This is a genomic window from Anaerosolibacter sp. (assembly GCF_029240175.1).
In the GTDB taxonomy this organism is placed as follows: domain Bacteria; phylum Bacillota; class Clostridia; order Peptostreptococcales; family Thermotaleaceae; genus Anaerosolibacter.
The window spans coordinates 100,165-118,172 of the sequence record NZ_JARBTM010000003.1 but is presented as its reverse complement, the minus strand read 5'-3'; the positions used below and the strand labels follow the sequence as shown (position 1 = coordinate 118,172).

The 18,008-nt window shown below is 39.4% G+C and carries 16 protein-coding genes; 1 reads left to right on the top strand and 15 read right to left on the bottom strand.

Going from position 1 to position 18,008, the window contains the following annotated elements; translation table 11 throughout:
• Positions 1 to 94: 94 nt before the first annotated feature.
• The 7 genes from K0R93_RS02660 to K0R93_RS02630 all read right to left on the bottom strand — a co-directional run bounded on the left by K0R93_RS02660 (position 95) and on the right by K0R93_RS02630 (position 8,689).
• Positions 95 to 1,261 carry a cation:proton antiporter gene (locus K0R93_RS02660; RefSeq protein WP_300297179.1) on the bottom strand — a complete coding sequence of 389 codons (1,167 nt, stop codon included), beginning with the start codon at positions 1,259 to 1,261 and terminating at the stop codon, positions 95 to 97.
• A gap of 433 nt (positions 1,262 to 1,694) precedes the next feature.
• Positions 1,695 to 2,762, bottom strand: a complete 1,068-nt coding sequence (gene prfA, locus K0R93_RS02655; RefSeq protein ID WP_300297177.1) for a peptide chain release factor 1 — start codon at positions 2,760 to 2,762, stop codon at positions 1,695 to 1,697.
• Between the two features lie 214 nt (positions 2,763 to 2,976).
• A complete protein-coding gene (locus K0R93_RS02650; protein WP_300297175.1) occupies positions 2,977 to 4,218 on the bottom strand; it encodes a cation:proton antiporter in 1,242 nt (413 codons plus the stop codon).
• 414 nt (positions 4,219 to 4,632) lie between these two features.
• Positions 4,633 to 5,508 carry a peptide chain release factor N(5)-glutamine methyltransferase gene (gene prmC, locus K0R93_RS02645; RefSeq protein ID WP_300297173.1) on the bottom strand — a complete coding sequence of 292 codons (876 nt, stop codon included), beginning with the start codon at positions 5,506 to 5,508 and terminating at the stop codon, positions 4,633 to 4,635.
• Positions 5,508 to 6,458 carry a DUF1385 domain-containing protein gene (locus tag K0R93_RS02640; RefSeq protein ID WP_300297170.1) on the bottom strand — a complete coding sequence of 317 codons (951 nt, stop codon included), beginning with the start codon at positions 6,456 to 6,458 and terminating at the stop codon, positions 5,508 to 5,510. The genes prmC and K0R93_RS02640 overlap by 1 nt, the downstream gene beginning before the upstream one ends.
• A 142-nt stretch (positions 6,459 to 6,600) precedes the next feature.
• Entirely contained in the window at positions 6,601 to 7,437 is an 837-nt protein-coding gene (locus K0R93_RS02635; RefSeq protein WP_300297167.1) for a copper amine oxidase N-terminal domain-containing protein, read from the bottom strand.
• A 229-nt stretch (positions 7,438 to 7,666) separates the two neighbouring features.
• Positions 7,667 to 8,689, bottom strand: coding sequence for a stalk domain-containing protein (locus tag K0R93_RS02630; RefSeq protein ID WP_300297164.1), 1,023 nt, complete (start codon positions 8,687 to 8,689; stop codon positions 7,667 to 7,669).
• Between the two features lie 277 nt (positions 8,690 to 8,966).
• Here K0R93_RS02630 and K0R93_RS02625 point away from each other — a divergent pair, with 277 nt between their 5' ends.
• Positions 8,967 to 9,416 (top strand): hypothetical protein, encoded by a 450-nt coding sequence (locus K0R93_RS02625; protein WP_300297162.1) that lies wholly within the window; start codon positions 8,967 to 8,969, stop codon positions 9,414 to 9,416.
• A gap of 42 nt (positions 9,417 to 9,458) precedes the next feature.
• Here the strand turns inward: K0R93_RS02625 and K0R93_RS02620 are convergent, their stop codons facing one another.
• The 8 genes from K0R93_RS02620 to K0R93_RS02585 form a co-directional block, all read right to left on the bottom strand.
• Positions 9,459 to 10,073 (bottom strand): thymidine kinase, encoded by a 615-nt coding sequence (locus K0R93_RS02620; protein ID WP_300297159.1) that lies wholly within the window; start codon positions 10,071 to 10,073, stop codon positions 9,459 to 9,461.
• A gap of 92 nt (positions 10,074 to 10,165) precedes the next feature.
• A complete protein-coding gene (gene rpmE / locus K0R93_RS02615) occupies positions 10,166 to 10,366 on the bottom strand; it encodes a 50S ribosomal protein L31 (RefSeq protein ID WP_300297156.1) in 201 nt (66 codons plus the stop codon).
• Positions 10,367 to 10,600: 234 nt separating this feature from the next.
• The gene (gene rho / locus K0R93_RS02610) at positions 10,601 to 11,941 is read right to left on the bottom strand and encodes a transcription termination factor Rho (RefSeq protein WP_300297153.1); all 1,341 of its coding nucleotides are present in this window, start codon (positions 11,939 to 11,941) and stop codon (positions 10,601 to 10,603) included.
• Positions 11,942 to 12,095: 154 nt separating this feature from the next.
• Positions 12,096 to 13,064 carry a class II fructose-bisphosphatase gene (gene glpX / locus K0R93_RS02605; RefSeq protein WP_300297150.1) on the bottom strand — a complete coding sequence of 323 codons (969 nt, stop codon included), beginning with the start codon at positions 13,062 to 13,064 and terminating at the stop codon, positions 12,096 to 12,098.
• A 13-nt stretch (positions 13,065 to 13,077) separates the two neighbouring features.
• Positions 13,078 to 14,073 (bottom strand): class II fructose-bisphosphatase, encoded by a 996-nt coding sequence (gene glpX / locus K0R93_RS02600; protein WP_300297147.1) that lies wholly within the window; start codon positions 14,071 to 14,073, stop codon positions 13,078 to 13,080.
• 85 nt (positions 14,074 to 14,158) lie between these two features.
• Complete coding sequence (locus tag K0R93_RS02595; RefSeq protein ID WP_300297144.1) at positions 14,159 to 16,003, bottom strand: LTA synthase family protein; 1,845 nt, start codon at positions 16,001 to 16,003, stop codon at positions 14,159 to 14,161.
• A gap of 219 nt (positions 16,004 to 16,222) precedes the next feature.
• Positions 16,223 to 16,864 (bottom strand): fructose-6-phosphate aldolase, encoded by a 642-nt coding sequence (gene fsa, locus K0R93_RS02590; RefSeq protein WP_300297142.1) that lies wholly within the window; start codon positions 16,862 to 16,864, stop codon positions 16,223 to 16,225.
• A 162-nt stretch (positions 16,865 to 17,026) separates the two neighbouring features.
• On the bottom strand, positions 17,027 to 17,875 hold the full coding sequence (locus K0R93_RS02585) for a 3-keto-5-aminohexanoate cleavage protein (RefSeq protein ID WP_300297139.1): 849 nt from the start codon (positions 17,873 to 17,875) through the stop codon (positions 17,027 to 17,029).
• Positions 17,876 to 18,008: the final 133 nt, after the last annotated feature.

Here is an 18,008-nt window from a genome sequence, read left to right as displayed (position 1 = left end):
CTTTGGTTTCCCAAAGGCTCAAACTTAACAAATATTCTTTTATTCACCGTAGGGAACAGGCATGCCTGTTCCGCAAGACCTACAGGTATACATACTAACTGTTTTGCACAGCCAACCCCTTCTTTTCCTCCTTAAAGGCCATCTTCAATAGTGATGGCGTCATCAAGGTGGTCACAATCACCAACAATATAACAGAGGTAAATTCATCACTGCCAATGATCTTCATCTGCAGCCCTAAGTTTGCAATAATGATTGCCACTTCTGCCCTTGGTATCATCCCGATACCGATCTGTAAAGAATGCCGATTGCTAAAGCCCGTTAGCTTGGCACCCAAACCGCAGCCAACAATTTTTCCAATAATTCCTAGCACCAGCAAGAGTACACCAAAACCTAAAGCATGACCAAGAGAACTTAAATGTACACCTAGTCCAATCCCTACGAAAAAGATGGGGGTAAAGAAAGAATATGCCACCAACTGAATATCATAGGATATCTTACGGTGATAGGGTGTCATGGATAAAATCACGCCTGCAAAATAAGCCCCTGTGATGGCTGCCACGCCCAGCTCCTCTGATACGAAAGCCAATACAAAGCAACATACAACAGCATACGTAACAATCTTGTCATTAAGGTTTATGGCTTTATTTATGCGCCGGAGCATTTTTACCAAAATCGTTCCGACCACAAAAGTAATAAAAAAGAATAAGGCAATTTTTATCAGCACGACCAGTACATTACTCCCTGCGCTAGGCTTCACCATACCAATCATAACCGTTAATAAAATAATTCCTACGATATCATCTATAATCGCAGCCCCTAAAATGCCTACACCCTGCTTCGTCCGTAGATGCCCTAGTTCGCGAAGGGTTTGCACCGATATACTTACGCTGGTGGCCGTTGAAACGATACCAAGAAAAATACTGCTAATCATCTCTCCCGTGATCAGGTAAGCAGCCCCCGACACCATCACTAGAGGAAATACTACACCGCCCAGGGCGATGGCTGAAGAAGAACTCTTGGATGCTTTCAACTCTTCCACATCCGTTTCTAGACCTGCGATAAACATCAAAAATACAACACCAATTTCAGAAATATGATGAATAAGCTCCGTCTCTTTAATTATTCCCAATCCCAATATAATGCCCACTAAAATCTGCCCTAACACCGCTGGCTGTTTTAACTTCGTGCTAACCCAGCCCCCCAGGTTGGCTCCCAATAATAAGATTGCTATTTGTAACAAGAAAAACATTTTAGATTCCATAAAATCGTCCCCCTTTTCTAAGATTATGTCTAGGACAATGTTTATGTGTATCCTTTATATTTTACTGCCATCTTCGCACCTTCTCCTAAATACGACGTATACGAAAAGTCTTATTATAGTTTATCACCGTCATCCATTTTTTTCAAGTGGCGAAACTCGGTGTAAAATCTTCGGTACGCGGGATCCGGTACATGGTGTCACGGATACGATCCTTTCGATGTACGAGCCCTATACAAGGTACGCGATAAAAAATGCTGAGCAACTATTTGCTAGTCGCTCAGCATTTTATTCTATGACGATATGTTTTAACCCCATCGACCCCACAGCATTTCTTCCTCCCCGAACACCGGACACCGCGTACCGAGGTTAAGATGCTGCCCTACTACGACTGAACACTCCTGATAAGACACCAACTCCAAACGGGTATCCTATCCTACACCACTTGCTTCATTCTTTCTGCTTGGTCTGATGTAATCAATGCATCAAGAATTTCATCGATATCTCCATCTAGGAAATAGTCAAGTTTATACAGGGTTAAATTGATTCTATGCTCTGATACCCTGCCTTGAGGATAGTTATAGGTCCTGATTCTTTCACTTCGGTCTCCAGTACCTACTTGGCTTCTTCTAGCCTCTGCTACCTCTGCATTTTGCTCTTCCAGCATTTTATCATACAATCTAGCCTTTAAGATTTTAAACGCCTTTTCCTTATTCTTTAGCTGAGACTTTTCATCCTGACATGAAACCACCATGCCCGTTGGTATATGCGTTAATCTTACCGCTGAGTCTGTGGTGTTAACGCTCTGTCCACCATTACCAGAAGATCTAAATACATCTACACGCACTTCGTTTGGATTGATGTCAATTGCCACATCATCTACCTCTGGAAGCACTGCCACCGTTGCAGTTGATGTATGAATTCTTCCGCCAGATTCTGTAGCTGGTATTCTTTGTACCCTATGAACACCGCTCTCGTACTTCAGACGAGAATAAGCACCGCTTCCTTTGATCATGAAAATAACTTCCTTGATTCCACCTACACCAGTTTCATTTAAGCTCATCATTTCCACTTTCCAGCGTCTTCTTTCTGCATATCTGGTATACATTCTCAATAATTCACCGGCAAAAAGACCAGCTTCATCACCACCAGCCCCTGCCCGTATTTCCACGATAACGTTCTTTTCATCATTAGGATCCTTTGGAAGGAGCAATAGCTTTAACTCATTCTCAATCGTTTCAATAGAATCTTCCAGATCCCCTAGCTCCATCTTTGCCATTTCTCTTAGTTCTTCATCATTACTTTCTTCTAGGATACTCTTTGCCTCTGCAATGCCTGTTTTTGTATCCTTGTATTCTCTGTACTTATTTACAATAGGCTCTATATCTGAAAGCTCTTTGATGTACTTCTGCCATTCACTTTGATTGTTGATTACCTCAGGATCTGCAGTTTTTCTGCTGAGGTCATCGTATTTTTCTTGAAGAAAATCTAATTTATCAAACATCCGTCTCACCTCATAAAATATATTCCATCTGATTATTTTATCACATCTATGTTTCCATCGCAAGTTTTCTGATTACATTACGGGCGATTCGTGAATCGCCCCTACAAAATACATATTATCATCGTTATATATTCTTCCAAAATACCCAAATTTATACCTACCTCACATGAAAAAACGGCTAACTGCTAACAGCTAACCGCTAACCAAATCGTTTTTAAAACTCTTCTCTATTCTCCAATATCCCCAGCTTCCGAGCAACAAACTTTGTTGTGCTGGCTTGGATACCTAGGGTAATTAATACTGTCATAAATACGACGGAAGAAATCACATCGCTGTGGGGGATTTTCATACTTACAATCATACCGGAAAGGGCTGCTGGAATTACACCTGTTTCCCGAACCCACATCAGAAACCCAATTTCATTGACCGTCCATTTCCCTTTACGGTCTGGCAGCACGCAGGCCAAAACAGAAAGCGGTCTTGCAATAAACATCAACACAACTACAACAACTAAGGCTGCCATCCAGTATTTTCCTAAAACTTGAAAATTCACATGGGTACCTAGCAAAATAAAGATTGCCATTCTCATGACGAAGGCGAGGGTTTCTCTCACATGGGTTTGTGTAACAAAATCCTCTTCTGGTACCCATAATCTTAATTTCTTCTTATTTCCACAGACTAATCCCGTGGTGAATGTGGCCATATATCCGCTGCCCCCGATCTTTTCTGCAAAGATGAAAGCAATAACCACCGATACGATGGAGATGATAGAAGCATAGTCATGCATGATACCGTACTTCGTATCAGAAATCAGCAACGACAAGCTCATACCTATAGCTGCACCTACCAAAACTCCTCCAAACGACATCTGCAGCAGCTGTCCCAAATTGTCCATCAATGAGAACGTACCCGATTGGATGATGGCCAAAATAGAGAATACCATGATGGCACCTACAGCATCATTAAAGGCTGATTCACTGATGACCGTCTGCTTTACCTTATCCTTCAACGTAATTTCTTTAAACACTGGTACTAATGTAGCCGGGTCAGTGGAGGCTACTACTGCGCCTAGGAGTAAAGCATATATAAAAGGTATATGGAAGATTAGCATGGCTGCATAGCCTACAATAAATGCTGAAATTAACACACCTAGACTGGCAAGTAAGGCTACAGAAACTTTCACATCATTCAAAACCCTCAACTTGATTTCCCTACCGCCATCATAGAGGATAAAGGCCGACCCAAAGGTTAAGATCAATTGATTTCCAATGGGATACCCTTCTACACTGGCCCAATTTAATATGGCTGGCCCAATAATAATTCCTGCCAATAAAAACAACACCACATCCGGCAGCTTTACAATTTTGCTTAACTTTCCAAAAATCATTCCTACAACCAGAATAATAACAATCAGTGTTAATATTTCATCCGTTGCGATCATTGACGCATTTTCCATGAGTTTATCCTCCAACTCTATATATTCTTCATATATAGATAAATAAGCCTGATATTTGGTATCCTATGTCTGCGATTCTTTGTCCACTCTTGTTAGCAGTTAGCCGTTAGCTGCTAAACCTTCTTCTTACCGCTAACCGCTATCTGCTAACCAAATCACGTACATATCTTGATAGACAAAGTAAACAACAAAGTAAGATAAATTTTCGAGGCTGTATCTATATATTTTGCACAAAAACCAATGATATCATTATATAGTCGGAGGGGAAAACTTAAAACGCGCCTTTTCCTGCAAGAAATCTTGCCTTTCGACGGCGCACATGAAAAACATCTATCATCTTTCTTATTCTTAGCTTCCTTCACGTTTACGCCGTTTTTCTATGCCTTATGCAGTTTATATCTTGTTATTTATTTATCATTTTCTAACTGTAGCAACCACAACCCTTTCAATATCTGACAAATCTTTTATTTTTCTGATATCTGCATAAATATTTTTATGCTCCATCATTTTTTTTATGGTTTCTCCTTGATCATGACCTACTTCCAAAGCAATCAATCCCCCATTTTTTAGGAAAACGTATGCTTCGTCGATGATTCTCCGATAAAAGTCAAGACCATCTTCTCCACCATCCAGTGCAAGTTTCGGTTCATACTTTGCAACTTCGGTTTGAAGCTTATCTATTTCTTTTTTCGGAATATAAGGCGGATTTGATACCAAAATATCCAAGCAATTCTCCAAACCCTTTTCTCGTAAAGGCTCAAACAAATCCCCATGGACAAATCCAATCCGTTCCTCAACGCCAAGGATTTTTGCATTTTTTCGACCAATAGATAGTGCCTTTGGAGATATGTCCACTGAGTACACAAAGGATTCTCGCAAATAATAAGCAAGGCTCACAGTAATGGCACCACTACCCGTACCCAAGTCAGCAATGATCAGATTGTGTTGATCACCCTGTTCCTTAGCCCATGCCAATACAGATTCCACCAAAATCTCCGTATCCGGCCTTGGAATCAATACCCCTTCCTCCACATAAAAGTCCAAGCTCATAAATTCCTGCTTATTGACAATATATTGGACAGGTACCCCTTCCAGACGTTTAGCAACCATGCTGCTATACGTCTTCAGCTGATCCTCTGTCAGCTCTCTATCACGATGGACATATAAAAATAGTCGATCCATGTCTAAGACATGACATAAAAGCACCTCTGCATCTAGCAGAGGTGTCATAATATTTATAGCTTCCAGTCTTTCTACAGCTTCTCTCAAAGCATCTTGTATGCGAACCATTACTGGTCAGCCTCCTTATCTTCTTCTACCACACTCTTCATGGCTGCAATGGCAACTTCAATTTGACGATCATCAGGCTCTCTTGTGGTCATTTGCTGCATCAGCAGTCCTGGATAACTGATGGCATATACCAGCTGCGAATTGCTTTTCCCAGCCCATTTGATAACCTCATAGGATAAACCCGCTACGATCGGCAAGAGTATAAATCTAGACAAAATCCGTACCCATGGATTGTGCCAACCAATGGCAGAAAACAGAATCATACTGATTACCATAACAATCACCAAGAAACTAGTACCGCATCTCGGATGTAATGTGGTAAATCCTCTTACATTCTCCACTGTCAATTCCTTCCCTGCTTCATAGCAGTGGATGGTCTTATGCTCAGCACCATGGTACTGAAATACCCTCTGTATATCCTTCATTCTAGAAATCAGGGTCACATATCCGATGAACAATACAATTCTGAAAATACCCTCTACACCATTTAATAGGAATGTATTGGTAATCATTTTACGCATGAAGTTGGTTACAATCGTTGGCGCAATGATAAACAATAGTATTGCCGCAGCGAGGGCAATAAATACAGAAAAACCTATATAGATATCATCTGCCTTATCCCCATATTTCTTCTCGATCCACAGCTCTAGCTTGCTCTTTTCTCCAACCTCACTGCCATCATCCCAGAATTCTGCTGAATAAGTCAGGGAAGTTACCCCTAACATCATAGATTCCACCAACGCAAAGACACCTCGTACCAAAGGCAACTTCTTAATAGAACTTTTCTTTTTAGCCTGTACAGGATCTTTTTTAATGACAATCTCACCATCAGGCTTTCGCACAGCGATAGCCATGGCATCGGGTCCTTTCATCATGACCCCTTCGATAACCGCCTGACCGCCAACACTGGTAGGCGTCGCACTCTTTCTGAATATATCTTCTCGTTTCATATTTCGCCTCGTTTCTAATGTATCTCAATCAATAACACTTCTATTCTATTGTAACACGAAAAGTGCATAAAGGAAATGATCGTCAAACATCTTGTACATAACACTATAGACAAATAAAAGAGCCGAGGCTCTTTTTATTTGTCTAATCAACTATAGAAAATTTTCCATAAGCTATTAGCTTTTCATTACAAAATACTTCAATTTTATAGGGTCCTATTAGCCACTTATTATTATCATATTTCCAGCTCATGTGTAAAGATGATTTGCTTTCATCTTTTTCAATTATATGATTATATTTTGATTCATAAATAGACTTGCCACTCGATGCATAAACAACTATTTTAATTGGTATTTGTAATTGCCTTCCGGGTAATGAATGAATAAAACTAACTTCTGAATTTATGTATTTTGTTGTATCTTCTGGGAATCTATCCGTATACTGCTTCTCACCATAACTTGGGATTCCATCTTCAGTGCTATAAAACCTAGTTGAGGTTACAGTTATATTTTTCATCTCACCATTTACATAGTCAGCCTTTCTATAATCCTCAATGGTTGCTGTCTTCGTATCATTATCCCATTCAATTGTGGCACCTAAACTTTCTGCAGAGAATCTTAATGGTACATAGGTTCTTCCATTGATAATGACAGGTGGTACATCTAGGTCCTTTTCCTTTTTATTTACTTTAGCCACCTTCTCATTAATTACTAGTATAACATCTTTTCCTTCCTTTTCAGCACTTACAGTTTGCGTTTTGGGATCCCAATCCAATACTGCACCAAGAGCTTCAAAAATAGACCGCAATGGCACAAGCACTCTACCTGTTCTTATAACTGCAGGCTGTTCCATGGAAAGCTTGATACCATTCACAATAATGGTCACCTCATTATCTGCCGCAAATACTTGTTGAGCTGGCATCAATCCAATTAGAAAACTTAAAAATAACAAAACACAAACCACAATCTTTTGAAATTTCAAATTAACTCCTCCCTATCTACTCTCTTATTTTATATAATTATAATTCCTATTTATAGAAAACGAAACATTTCTCTTAATATTCTATACATTTTTATTATCATTAATTTCTACTTCTGATAAAAATACTCCTTTTAAAACTTTAGCTTACGGGACAGATTGCCTCAAATGAAAAAGGACGAATCAAATTCGCCCTATCCAATTTCCAATCTCATAAAATTAAATATTAAATTTATCTAGGATCATATCCATCTTCATATGTATAATCTCCCAGGTATTCATCATTGTCTGTATCGTATACATATCCTTCAATATCAGCATCATCAAATTCATCTTCAATGTCATTATGGATATAATTCATCAGTCTTTCGATTTGATTTGTAGATAATTCCTCCCACTCATCGCTATAATCATCGTAGGCAATTTCAACATAGAAAGTAATCTCATCTTCATCACCATCTAATTTTACTGATAGAATGAAATTATCAAAGTAATTATAATATTCATCGTCTAGCTCATCTTCTAAATCACCCATATCAGCATCATCGTTCAGTGAATCAAGGGTTACGTCTCCATCAGAATCTACAGAGAAATCCACCAATGTATCTCCGCTATCCTCATCTTCTATATATCCTTCAATATCTGCATCTTCAAATTCATCTACAATATCATCTACAATATCCTGAAGATAGTACTTAATATCAGAGCTAGTTAGCGCATCCCACTCATCATCAAAATCATGTAAATCCACATAGATTTCTACTTCGATATCATCCTCATCACCGTTTAGATAAATCTTAAAATCGATATCTTCATATTCTTCATAGTCATCATTCAGCTGATTTTCAAGATCATCTATATCTCCATTTCCTTTGGATAACTGGACTTCTAAGTCTGCCACCTGCTTTTGCAGCGCTGCTATTTGTGTATCTTTCTCTGCAATTCTGCTGTATAGATATGTAACCGTAGGATCTGGTTTATTGTTGATGATTACCTTATAATTCGTACCATCCCACTGGACATCCTTATTAAAAATATCCGCAACTGCACGGACAGGTACATATGTTCTTCCATCAACGATGAACGGCTCTACGTCCATAGCAACCTCTGCCCCATTAGCAACTACTTTAATGTTGCTGTACCAAGCATCTACTGTCTTTTTTATTTGCGATGCATATCCTATGGAATTTAAGGATAATAGCAGCATCGTAATCACAATCGTTACCACAATCATCTTCTTTTTGTTCATTAGCATCTTTATTTCCTCCATTTCCCAATTTTATAATACCATTATAAATCATTTACTAAGGAGGTACAAGTTATTCACTAGAAATAAAAAAATGTTATGTTTGGCACAATAGTATAAACGCTGTAATTTCTATTATATTTATCCATAGCCTTTGCACCTGACTTATGCTAGAATAACAATAGCTAACCATTGTTTGTGTTTATCTTTTTGGTATAGCTATCTCTGTATGAAACAGGCATACCTGTTTCACAGCAATTCAATACAACGAAAAGGAGCATCTTATATGTTTAAAAAATTTAAAGTAGTTCTTCTTGTTTTTTGTATTAGTTTTTCCCTATTGGCCTGTACTCCTAGAATAAACAGTACCCCGGAAAATGCGGTCCTCAACTTCATTGATGCGGGACTGAATGAAAAGAAAGAGGTTTTTAAAGAAATTCTAGATCTTCCCCAGGACGAAGATGCCTTTGTAGAATCGTATATCAAAATCTATACTGATTATAAGAATGAAAACAATATAAAGATTGAAGATATCCAAATTAGATTAATTCCAGAAGGTGAATTTGTTGAAGGTGTTCTCAAAGATATGGAAGAACAGCAAGGCTTTTCTCCTATTATTGTAGAAGTTACAAACCTTGATCCGCAACCGCTCCTATTTTTGCTGAAGAAAGAGAATGATAAATACTATATCCGAAATATTGATACAAAAGAAAGATACAAAGATATCTTTAAATAGTTTAAAAGGCATTGTCAGCTAGACAATGCCTTTTGTGTAATTTTATTTTATAGTTGCTGCTATTTCATGAAAGCATTCCCCATCATGGGGCACCTCATGATGAAGCCTGCATCTAGCTTCATAGCTCTCTGTTGCACCTACCAGAATAATTGGATCCGAATAATTGGCAGGCTTTCCGTTGATCAATCGCTGGGTCCGGTGAGCTGGTTCACCGCAAGTCATGCATATGGCACTGAGCTTGTCAGCGAACTCCGCGATAGCCAAAAGGTCAGGTGTTGGCCCAAAGGGTTCTCCGCGAAAATCCATATCTAATCCGGCCGCGATAACCCGTACCCCCTGATCCGCTAGGTGTTTACATATTTGAACAATCTCATCATCAAAAAACTGTACTTCATCGATTCCCACTACCTGGGTATCTTTCTCTATGTATTCAAGAATATCTTTTGCGTGAACAATACGAACCGCCTTAAGCTTTGAACCATTATGAGATACGATGTTTTCAATGCAGTAACGATCATCTATAGCTGGTTTGAATACTACTACTTTCTGTTTGGCGATCTGCGCTCGTTTCATTCTTCTGATGAGCTCTTCGCTTTTTCCACTATACATGGGTCCTACAACCACTTCTATGGAACCATGATGATTGGGTCTATACATTACAATCCTTCCCTTCCCTCGGAAATTCTATAATATATTAAAGGTTAGAGATATGCTCTCTAACCTTTCAGTGACTTATTCTATGGACTTTATTATTTTCTATTATATTTCTGCTTAAACTTCTCAACTCGTCCACCTTGGTCAACAAACTTTTGTTTACCAGTAAAGAACGGATGGCATTCTGAACAAATTTCTACTACGATTTCATCTTTAACAGATCCTGTTTCGAATGTATTTCCACAAGCACATCTTACAGATGTCTTCTTATAGTTAGGATGGATACCTGGTTTCATTCCCTTCACCTCTTTCTTTCATGTATCTCTGTATATAAAAATATACTTTAAGGCTAGTTATCAACTTCTATATTATAGCATAGGCATTTTCACATTTCAAGGAATAATTTTCGATTGTTTCAACGGATTAGCATCATTGACCTCTGATAAATTTAATGCTGTTTTTTTAACCTTAACCTCAGCCTTAACCTGCTCTTGCCCTTATCTTTTCCTCAATCTTGAACTCTATCTTTTCTACCCTATAATCTTATTTCTCACATTCTCCACAAATTCTAGATTTGTCTTTGTGGCCATAAGCTTATTGATAATAGACTCTGTTACCTCTTGGGTAGAATTATTTGACATAGCTCGCCGTATACTCCAGATTGTCTCAAGCTCTTTTTGACTTAACAACAGTTCTTCCCTTCTTGTTCCTGATTTATTCAAGTCAATTGCTGGGAAAATTCTCTTTTCTGAAAGCTTTCTATCTAGGTGAAGTTCCATGTTTCCTGTGCCTTTAAACTCTTCAAAGATTACATCATCCATTCTGCTTCCTGTATCTACCAAAGCCGTTGCCAAAATGGTAAGACTTCCGCCTTCTTCCAGATTTCTAGCAGCACCGAAGAATCTCTTGGGCTTATGAAGCGCACCAGGATCTAAACCACCGGATAATGTCCTTCCTGTAGGAGGAATCGTAAGGTTATAGGCCCGCGCCAGTCTAGTGATACTATCCAGTAGAATTACCACATCTTTCCCATGCTCTACCAGTCTTTGCGCTCTATTTAATACCATTTCAGCCACCTTGATATGATGGCTGGGAAGCTCATCAAAGGTAGAATAGATTACCTCTCCTTTAATAGACCGCTGCATATCTGTTACTTCCTCCGGTCTTTCATCAATCAGGAGGACAATAATTTCCATCTCAGGGTGTTTCTCTGCAATACTATTGGCAATTTTTTTCAGTAAAATTGTTTTTCCTGCCTTTGGCGGCGCAACAATAAGACCTCTCTGGCCTTTACCAATAGGTGCGATTAGGTCAATAATTCTTGGGGAAAGATCGCTAGGACTATATTCAAGTGAAATTCTCTCATTGGGATAAATAGGGGTAAGATTATCGAAGTTAGGTCTTCGGGAAGCCAGTTCAGGATTGTCGCCGTTTACTTTCTGTACATAAAGAAGAGCTCTAAATTTTTCTCCAGTCTTGGGTGGTCTCGTAATGCCAAGAAGTTTATCGCCAGTCTTTAGATTGAATCTTCGTATTTGGGATGGGGATACGTACACATCCTCTTCACTGGTTAAAAAGTTTGAAAATCTAAGAAATCCAAATCCACCTTCGGTCAGCTCTAAAACACCTTCTACTGTATTTACCTCTTCACTTCTATCAATTTCGTTATTGACCTTTTGGGGCAACTTCTGCCTGTCCATGTCAATGATTTTTTCGGGTTCTTCTACCTTTATTTCTTCTTTCTTGGAGTTGGCAATGATCAGTTCAATCAGTTCTTGTTTCTTATGTTTTGTAATATTGCTTATATCAAGGACCTTTGCCATTTCTCTTAGCTCGCTTATTTTCTTTTTTTCAAGCTCAAATAAATCCAAATTTACACCTCCGTGTTAACGCTATAAAATTTCATTGTTATTCTAGTTCTATTTCCAATATTATCATGTTTTATTCAAATAGGAAACAGTTAGCGGTTAGCCGTTAGCTGTTTTATCTTTTCACCTCTAACTTCTAACCTCTAACTTCTAACCCTTACTTCGCATACTCAGGTTTCTGGTCTAGTCTATGAATCGCTTCAATAAATCTTATGGTTCCTGTTTCTGCTCTCATGACGACTGAATGGGTCTTAGCCATGTTGTTGCCATAATAGGTTACACCTTTTAATAGATCTCCATCGGAGATACCAGTGGCTGCAAAAAATACCTCATTGCCTTTTACCATATCGTCTAGCAAATATACTTTGTTTAGATCTACACCCATCTTTGCGCATCTTGCGCTTTCTTCATCGCTATAGGAAACTAGCTTGCCTTGGAACTCTCCACCTAGGCACTTTAATGCTGCCGCTGCAATAACCCCTTCTGGGGCACCGCCAATTCCAAGCATGATATCAATGCCTGTATGATCAAAGCAAGTGGCAATAGCAGCACCTACATCCCCATCCTTGAACATCTTAATTCTTGCACCTACTTCTCTACATTCCTTGATGATTCCCTCATGACGCTCACGGTCCAGCATGGTTACGGTAATATCCTCAATATTCTTATTTAAAGCCTTGGCCACATTGAAAAGGTTCTGCTTCACTGACGCATTTAAATCAATGACCCCTTTTGCTTTTGGACCCACGGCAATCTTATCCATGTACATATCTGGTGCATTTAGCAGATGTCCTTGAGGCGCAATAGCCACTACGGCCACAGCGTTAGGTAATCCCTTAGCAACACAATTGGTGCCATCCAATGGATCTACCGCGATGTCTACCTTGGGCGCACCATCCGATGCTTTCCCAATTCTCTCGCCGATATATAGCATAGGGGCTTCATCCATTTCGCCCTCACCGATCACTACTACCCCATCGATATTTAGCGTGTCAAACATGTTCCTCATACCATCTACTGCCGCTTGGTCAGCAATGTTCTTATCTCCACGTCCCATATACTTGGCAGCCCCTAAAGCCGCTGCTTCTGTTACCCGGGCTAAGTTTAAGGCTAGATTTCTATCCATGAGTAAATCCCCCTTATTTATGTTTTTTCATCATTTCAATCATTGTCTCGTTCTTGTCTAGCTTATGAACAGCATCTACAAATCGAATCGTTGATGTCTTCGATCTCATAACGATGGAATGGGTAGATGCGCGATTATTTTCCAGATAAGTTACACCTTTTAATAAATCTCCATCAGTTACACCCGTAGCTGCAAAAAATACATCATCGGATTTCACCAAATCATCCAAGGTCAATACCTTATTAATATCCTCATTATTCCAACCTAACGTATGGCACCGCTCTATTTCTTCATCGGAAAATGGATTAAGCTTCCCTTGCATTTCTCCCTCTAAGCATTTTAGCGCGGCGGCTGCAATCACGCCCTCGGGAGCACCCCCGATACCCATAAAGATATCTACACCTGTATGGTCAAAACAAGTGGCAATAGCCGCTGCTACGTCACCCTCACCAAAAAGCTTAATTCTACATCCAACTCTTCGTATTTCTTGAATCATTTCAAAATGTCGAGGTCGATCTTGAATAATTACAGTTAAATCATAAATATCTTTATCCAAAGCCTTAGCTACTGCTCGTAAATTCTGCTCAATGGGCGCATCGATATGTACCAAACCTTTTGCCTTTGGTCCTACGGCAATTTTCTTCATGTAGGTATCCGGTGCATGGAGTAATGTTCCTCTCGGCGCCATGGCTACTACAGCAATGGCATTGGGCAAGCCCTTTGCAATCAATGAAGTTCCATCTAAGGGATCTACAGCGATATCTACTTCCCGGTCTCCTGGCTGACAGGTACCAACTTCTTCACCAATATATAACATCGGCGCTTCATCCAGCTCTCCTTCGCCAATAACCACAGTGCCGCGTACAGATACATGAGAAAATGCCTTTCTCATACCATCTACCGCCGCTTGATCCGCAGCGTTCTTATCTCCTCTACCCATATATCTCGCCGAAGCCAGTGAGGCTGTCTCCGTAACTCTTACAAGCTCTAATGCTAAGTTTCTATCCATAAGATAACTCCTTCCAAATCATATATGTTATATTATATCATATTTTATTATACACTACTTCGTGTGTTTCCAGTATTTATGCCAATTATTTCATTTTATCTAATTGCTTTATCAAATTATTTCTCAATATGTACTCTGATCTTCCTATCTCTTCAAGGGCACGCTCATAATTCTTGCGGCATAACTCCACATTTACAGGCTGCTGATTTTTAATGTACCAAGCTCTGCTGTTTTCAAACACACCATCTCTTGACATTTCCAGGGCCACATAGTCATCGAAATAGGAACCCTTCAGCATATAGGTCTGATGGGCTACAAAGCCCTCTGAAGCATTGTTTAAATCCTGTCCTAGCATAATGGCTTTTTCACTATCTATTCCCATAAGATTCAGTACCGTAGGCATAAAATCTATCTGTCCTCCAGTTATGCTATTTTTCTCAACCACACCCGCCCCAGGCACATGAAAAATCAGAGGAATCCGAAACATCTCATCAAAATCATAGGTTATACCCAGATATTCTGTCATGATTTTATTAGACTCAGAATGTTTACTAGATAATCCATAGTGATCTCCATAAACTACAATCATAGAATTCTCATATAATCCTTGTTTTTTTAGCTCTTCAATAAATTCTCCAATAGCAGCATCTGTATAATGAATGGTTCGTAAATAGTTTCCAAAAAGAGTATTTCTATGCTCCTCTTTCAAGGGTATCGTATCATAATGCTCTGGCAACACATAGGGATGATGACTGGTCAATGTAATCATAAAAGCATAAAAAGGCTGCGGCATTGCCTGTAAATGCCCTATTGATTGATGAAAAAAATCCATATCTGTTAATCCAAAGCCCACATAATCCCCTAGAATGTAATCTGCATCATGATAAAACCGGTCGAATCCCTGCTTTGGATATGCTTTATCACGATTCCAGTAGGTAGGGTCATGTCCATGAAAAGCAGCGGTATCATAGCCCTGCTCTTTTAATACCCATGGCAGTCCATAAAAGTCATTTTCCCCATATTTATCATAGGTAGATCCATCCATGGCGGGATACAGGGAATTGTTGGATACAAACTCTGCATCTGACGTATTTCCCTTTCCCAGCTGCTGATAATAGTTATCAAAGTAGATACTGTCCTTTTGAAGCAATCTATTTAAATTGGGCGTGATTTCCTGCCCATTGTATTCTCTATTCATTACAAAGTTCTGTAAAGATTCTACTTGAATCACGATTAGGTTCCTGTCCTTTGCCATACCAAAATATTTTTTACTTTCAGCCATAACCCCTTGGGTTTTCTTTTGTAATAGATATGACTCCAGGCCATAATCATCTATTTGCCCATCTGCCTTGGCGATCATCGAACTATACATGTCATACATATGATAAGTTAAGAACTCTTGTCTTATTAGCTTTTCCACAAAGTCACCATTTATGAATAGCAATGTCATCATGCATAAGAATATGGTTAAGGTTCCCCTATCCTTGATCATCCAAGTATTGTTTATGGATATATTAGAAAAATCTTCTTTTCTTTTTATGATGAAAATCCCTAAGGGTATTAAATCAGATAGGAATAACCAATGATTTTGTTGTATAAGATATTGGATACTAGATCGTACTGCACCCAGTTGAGAGGTAAGTCCTACCAATCGAATAGACGGCATCTGGTGAAAGTATTGAAAGTATACCACATCACAAAACATGATAACTGACAGAAAGGCATATGTGCCATAAAAGATATGTAAATCTTTTCTTGAAAAGGCTCTATATATTGCGATACGTAAAAACACGAAGTATATCAATGATACAATAAGCAGTTTACCATATCCATTGGCAATTTCAATATATTGATAAAACAACTGACCTTTTAATATAAACAGAGAAACTATCAGATAATCAATCAATGAAATTCTTAGCTTTTCTTCCAACCTATCTCATCCTTTATTCAGTATAAATCCTTATACCTCTTTTATATCCTATCTATTATACCATTATTCTCTTATTTATGCTAAGAATTCCTGATTATCTATATTTTATTCACTAAAAAACACATGGAATTGGCACGCCCATTCCATGTGTTCAACCTCAACCTCAACCTCAACCTTAACCTTAACCCTAACCTGCACTATCTTTTCTCAATCTCGATCTTATCTCCTATTTTCCCAATCCTTCATAAACTTTTCAATGCCTTGATCTGTCATTGGGTGAGACAGCATTTTCTTGAATACATCCGCAGGTATGGTAGCGATATGGGCGCCTGCCAATGCCGCTTCCGTTACATGCATCGGATGACGAATACTAGCTGCAATAACCTCTGTTTCTATCCCATGGGTATCAAAGATTCCCACAATATCCTCGATCAAATACGTCCCTGGATTCCCTATATCATCCATTCTGCCTACAAAAGGACTCACAAAGCTAGCCCCTGCCCTAGCTGCTAACAACGCTTGATTCGCCGAGAAGATCAGTGTCACATTGGTTTTTATTCCTTTTTCATGAAGTCCCTTCACCGCTTTTAAACCTTCTGCAGTCATTGGAATTTTGATCACAATATTTTTATGGAGCTTCGCCAGTGCAGTGCCTTCCTTAAGCATTCCCTCAGCATCCATGCTCAGTACTTCTGCGCTAATGGGCCCATCTACGATCTCCGTGATTTCTTTTAAAACCTCAATGAAGTCTCGACCTTCCTTTGCTACCAAGCTTGGGTTTGTGGTTACCCCCGCCAATACTCCCCAAGCACCAATCTCTTCTATTTCTTTGACATTGGCTGTATCGATAAATAATTTCATGGTTATCTCCTCCCTTTTTCGCTATTCGCTGCTCGCCCCTCGCTACTCGCTAAGAAAAATTTCTTTTCCCAGAAGCGAACGGCGAGTAGCGAGTAGCCAATATAGTATTATATGCAATTTGCAGATAGGTATTCTATTTCTGTTTCTGTTATCATCTAGTGACTAGCAACTTAACGGTTTCAATCCCAATATCTCTCTAGCCTCTGCTGGGGTTGCAATCTCTCTACCTAGTTCCTTGGCAATTCTTACAACCTTTTCAACCAACTGACCATTACTCTCTGCAGGTATGCCCTTATCAATAAATACATTGTCTTCAAAGCCTACCCGTACATGTCCCCCCATAACAATCGCCAATGCAGCCATAGGGAATTGGTTTCTACCGATGCCTGCTACAGTCCAAGTAGACCCATGGGGTATACTGTCCACCATAAAAGCAAGGTCTCTAGCCGTTGCAGCCATCTGCACGCCCAATACGAAGTCAAAATGCATCGGTGCTTGGATATATCCTTTTTTATGCATACGCAGTGCAATGTCGATCATGCCTTTATCAAAGACCTCAATCTCAGGTTTTACCCCTCTCTCGATCATGATCTTTCCAAAGTTCATAATGGTATTGTCTGTATTGATAAATACTTCATCTCCGCCAAAATTACAGCTTCCACAGTCTAAGGTAGCCATTTCTGGATGTTTAAGTCCTAGTTCTGCCTCTTCTACCTCGGTGGATTGGAGACGTTCCATGTCGGTCATCCCTACAGCACCACCTGTAGATGGTTGAATAATGGCATCTGGGCACAGCTTACGAATGGCGTCGATGCACTCTTTAAATCGGTTCTTGTCCTGAGTTGGTGTTCCATCGTCCTTGCGAACATGCAGGTGGATAATACTAGCCCCTGCTTTATAAGCTGACTGTGCTTCCCTTGCGATTTCCTCTACTGTGTATGGCACATTAGGATTCTGAGCCTTTGTAACCTCCGCTCCACAAATGGCAGCGGTAATTATTAGTTTTTGCATATTTTTCATCCTCTCGCTCTGGTTCTCCAAATTTATTCGTACTATGTAAGGAACGGTAAGTAACTGTTCCGATGTTCTTACTTACTAGCGGAACGGTCACTGACCGTTCCCTACACTAGAAAAACCTTTTCCT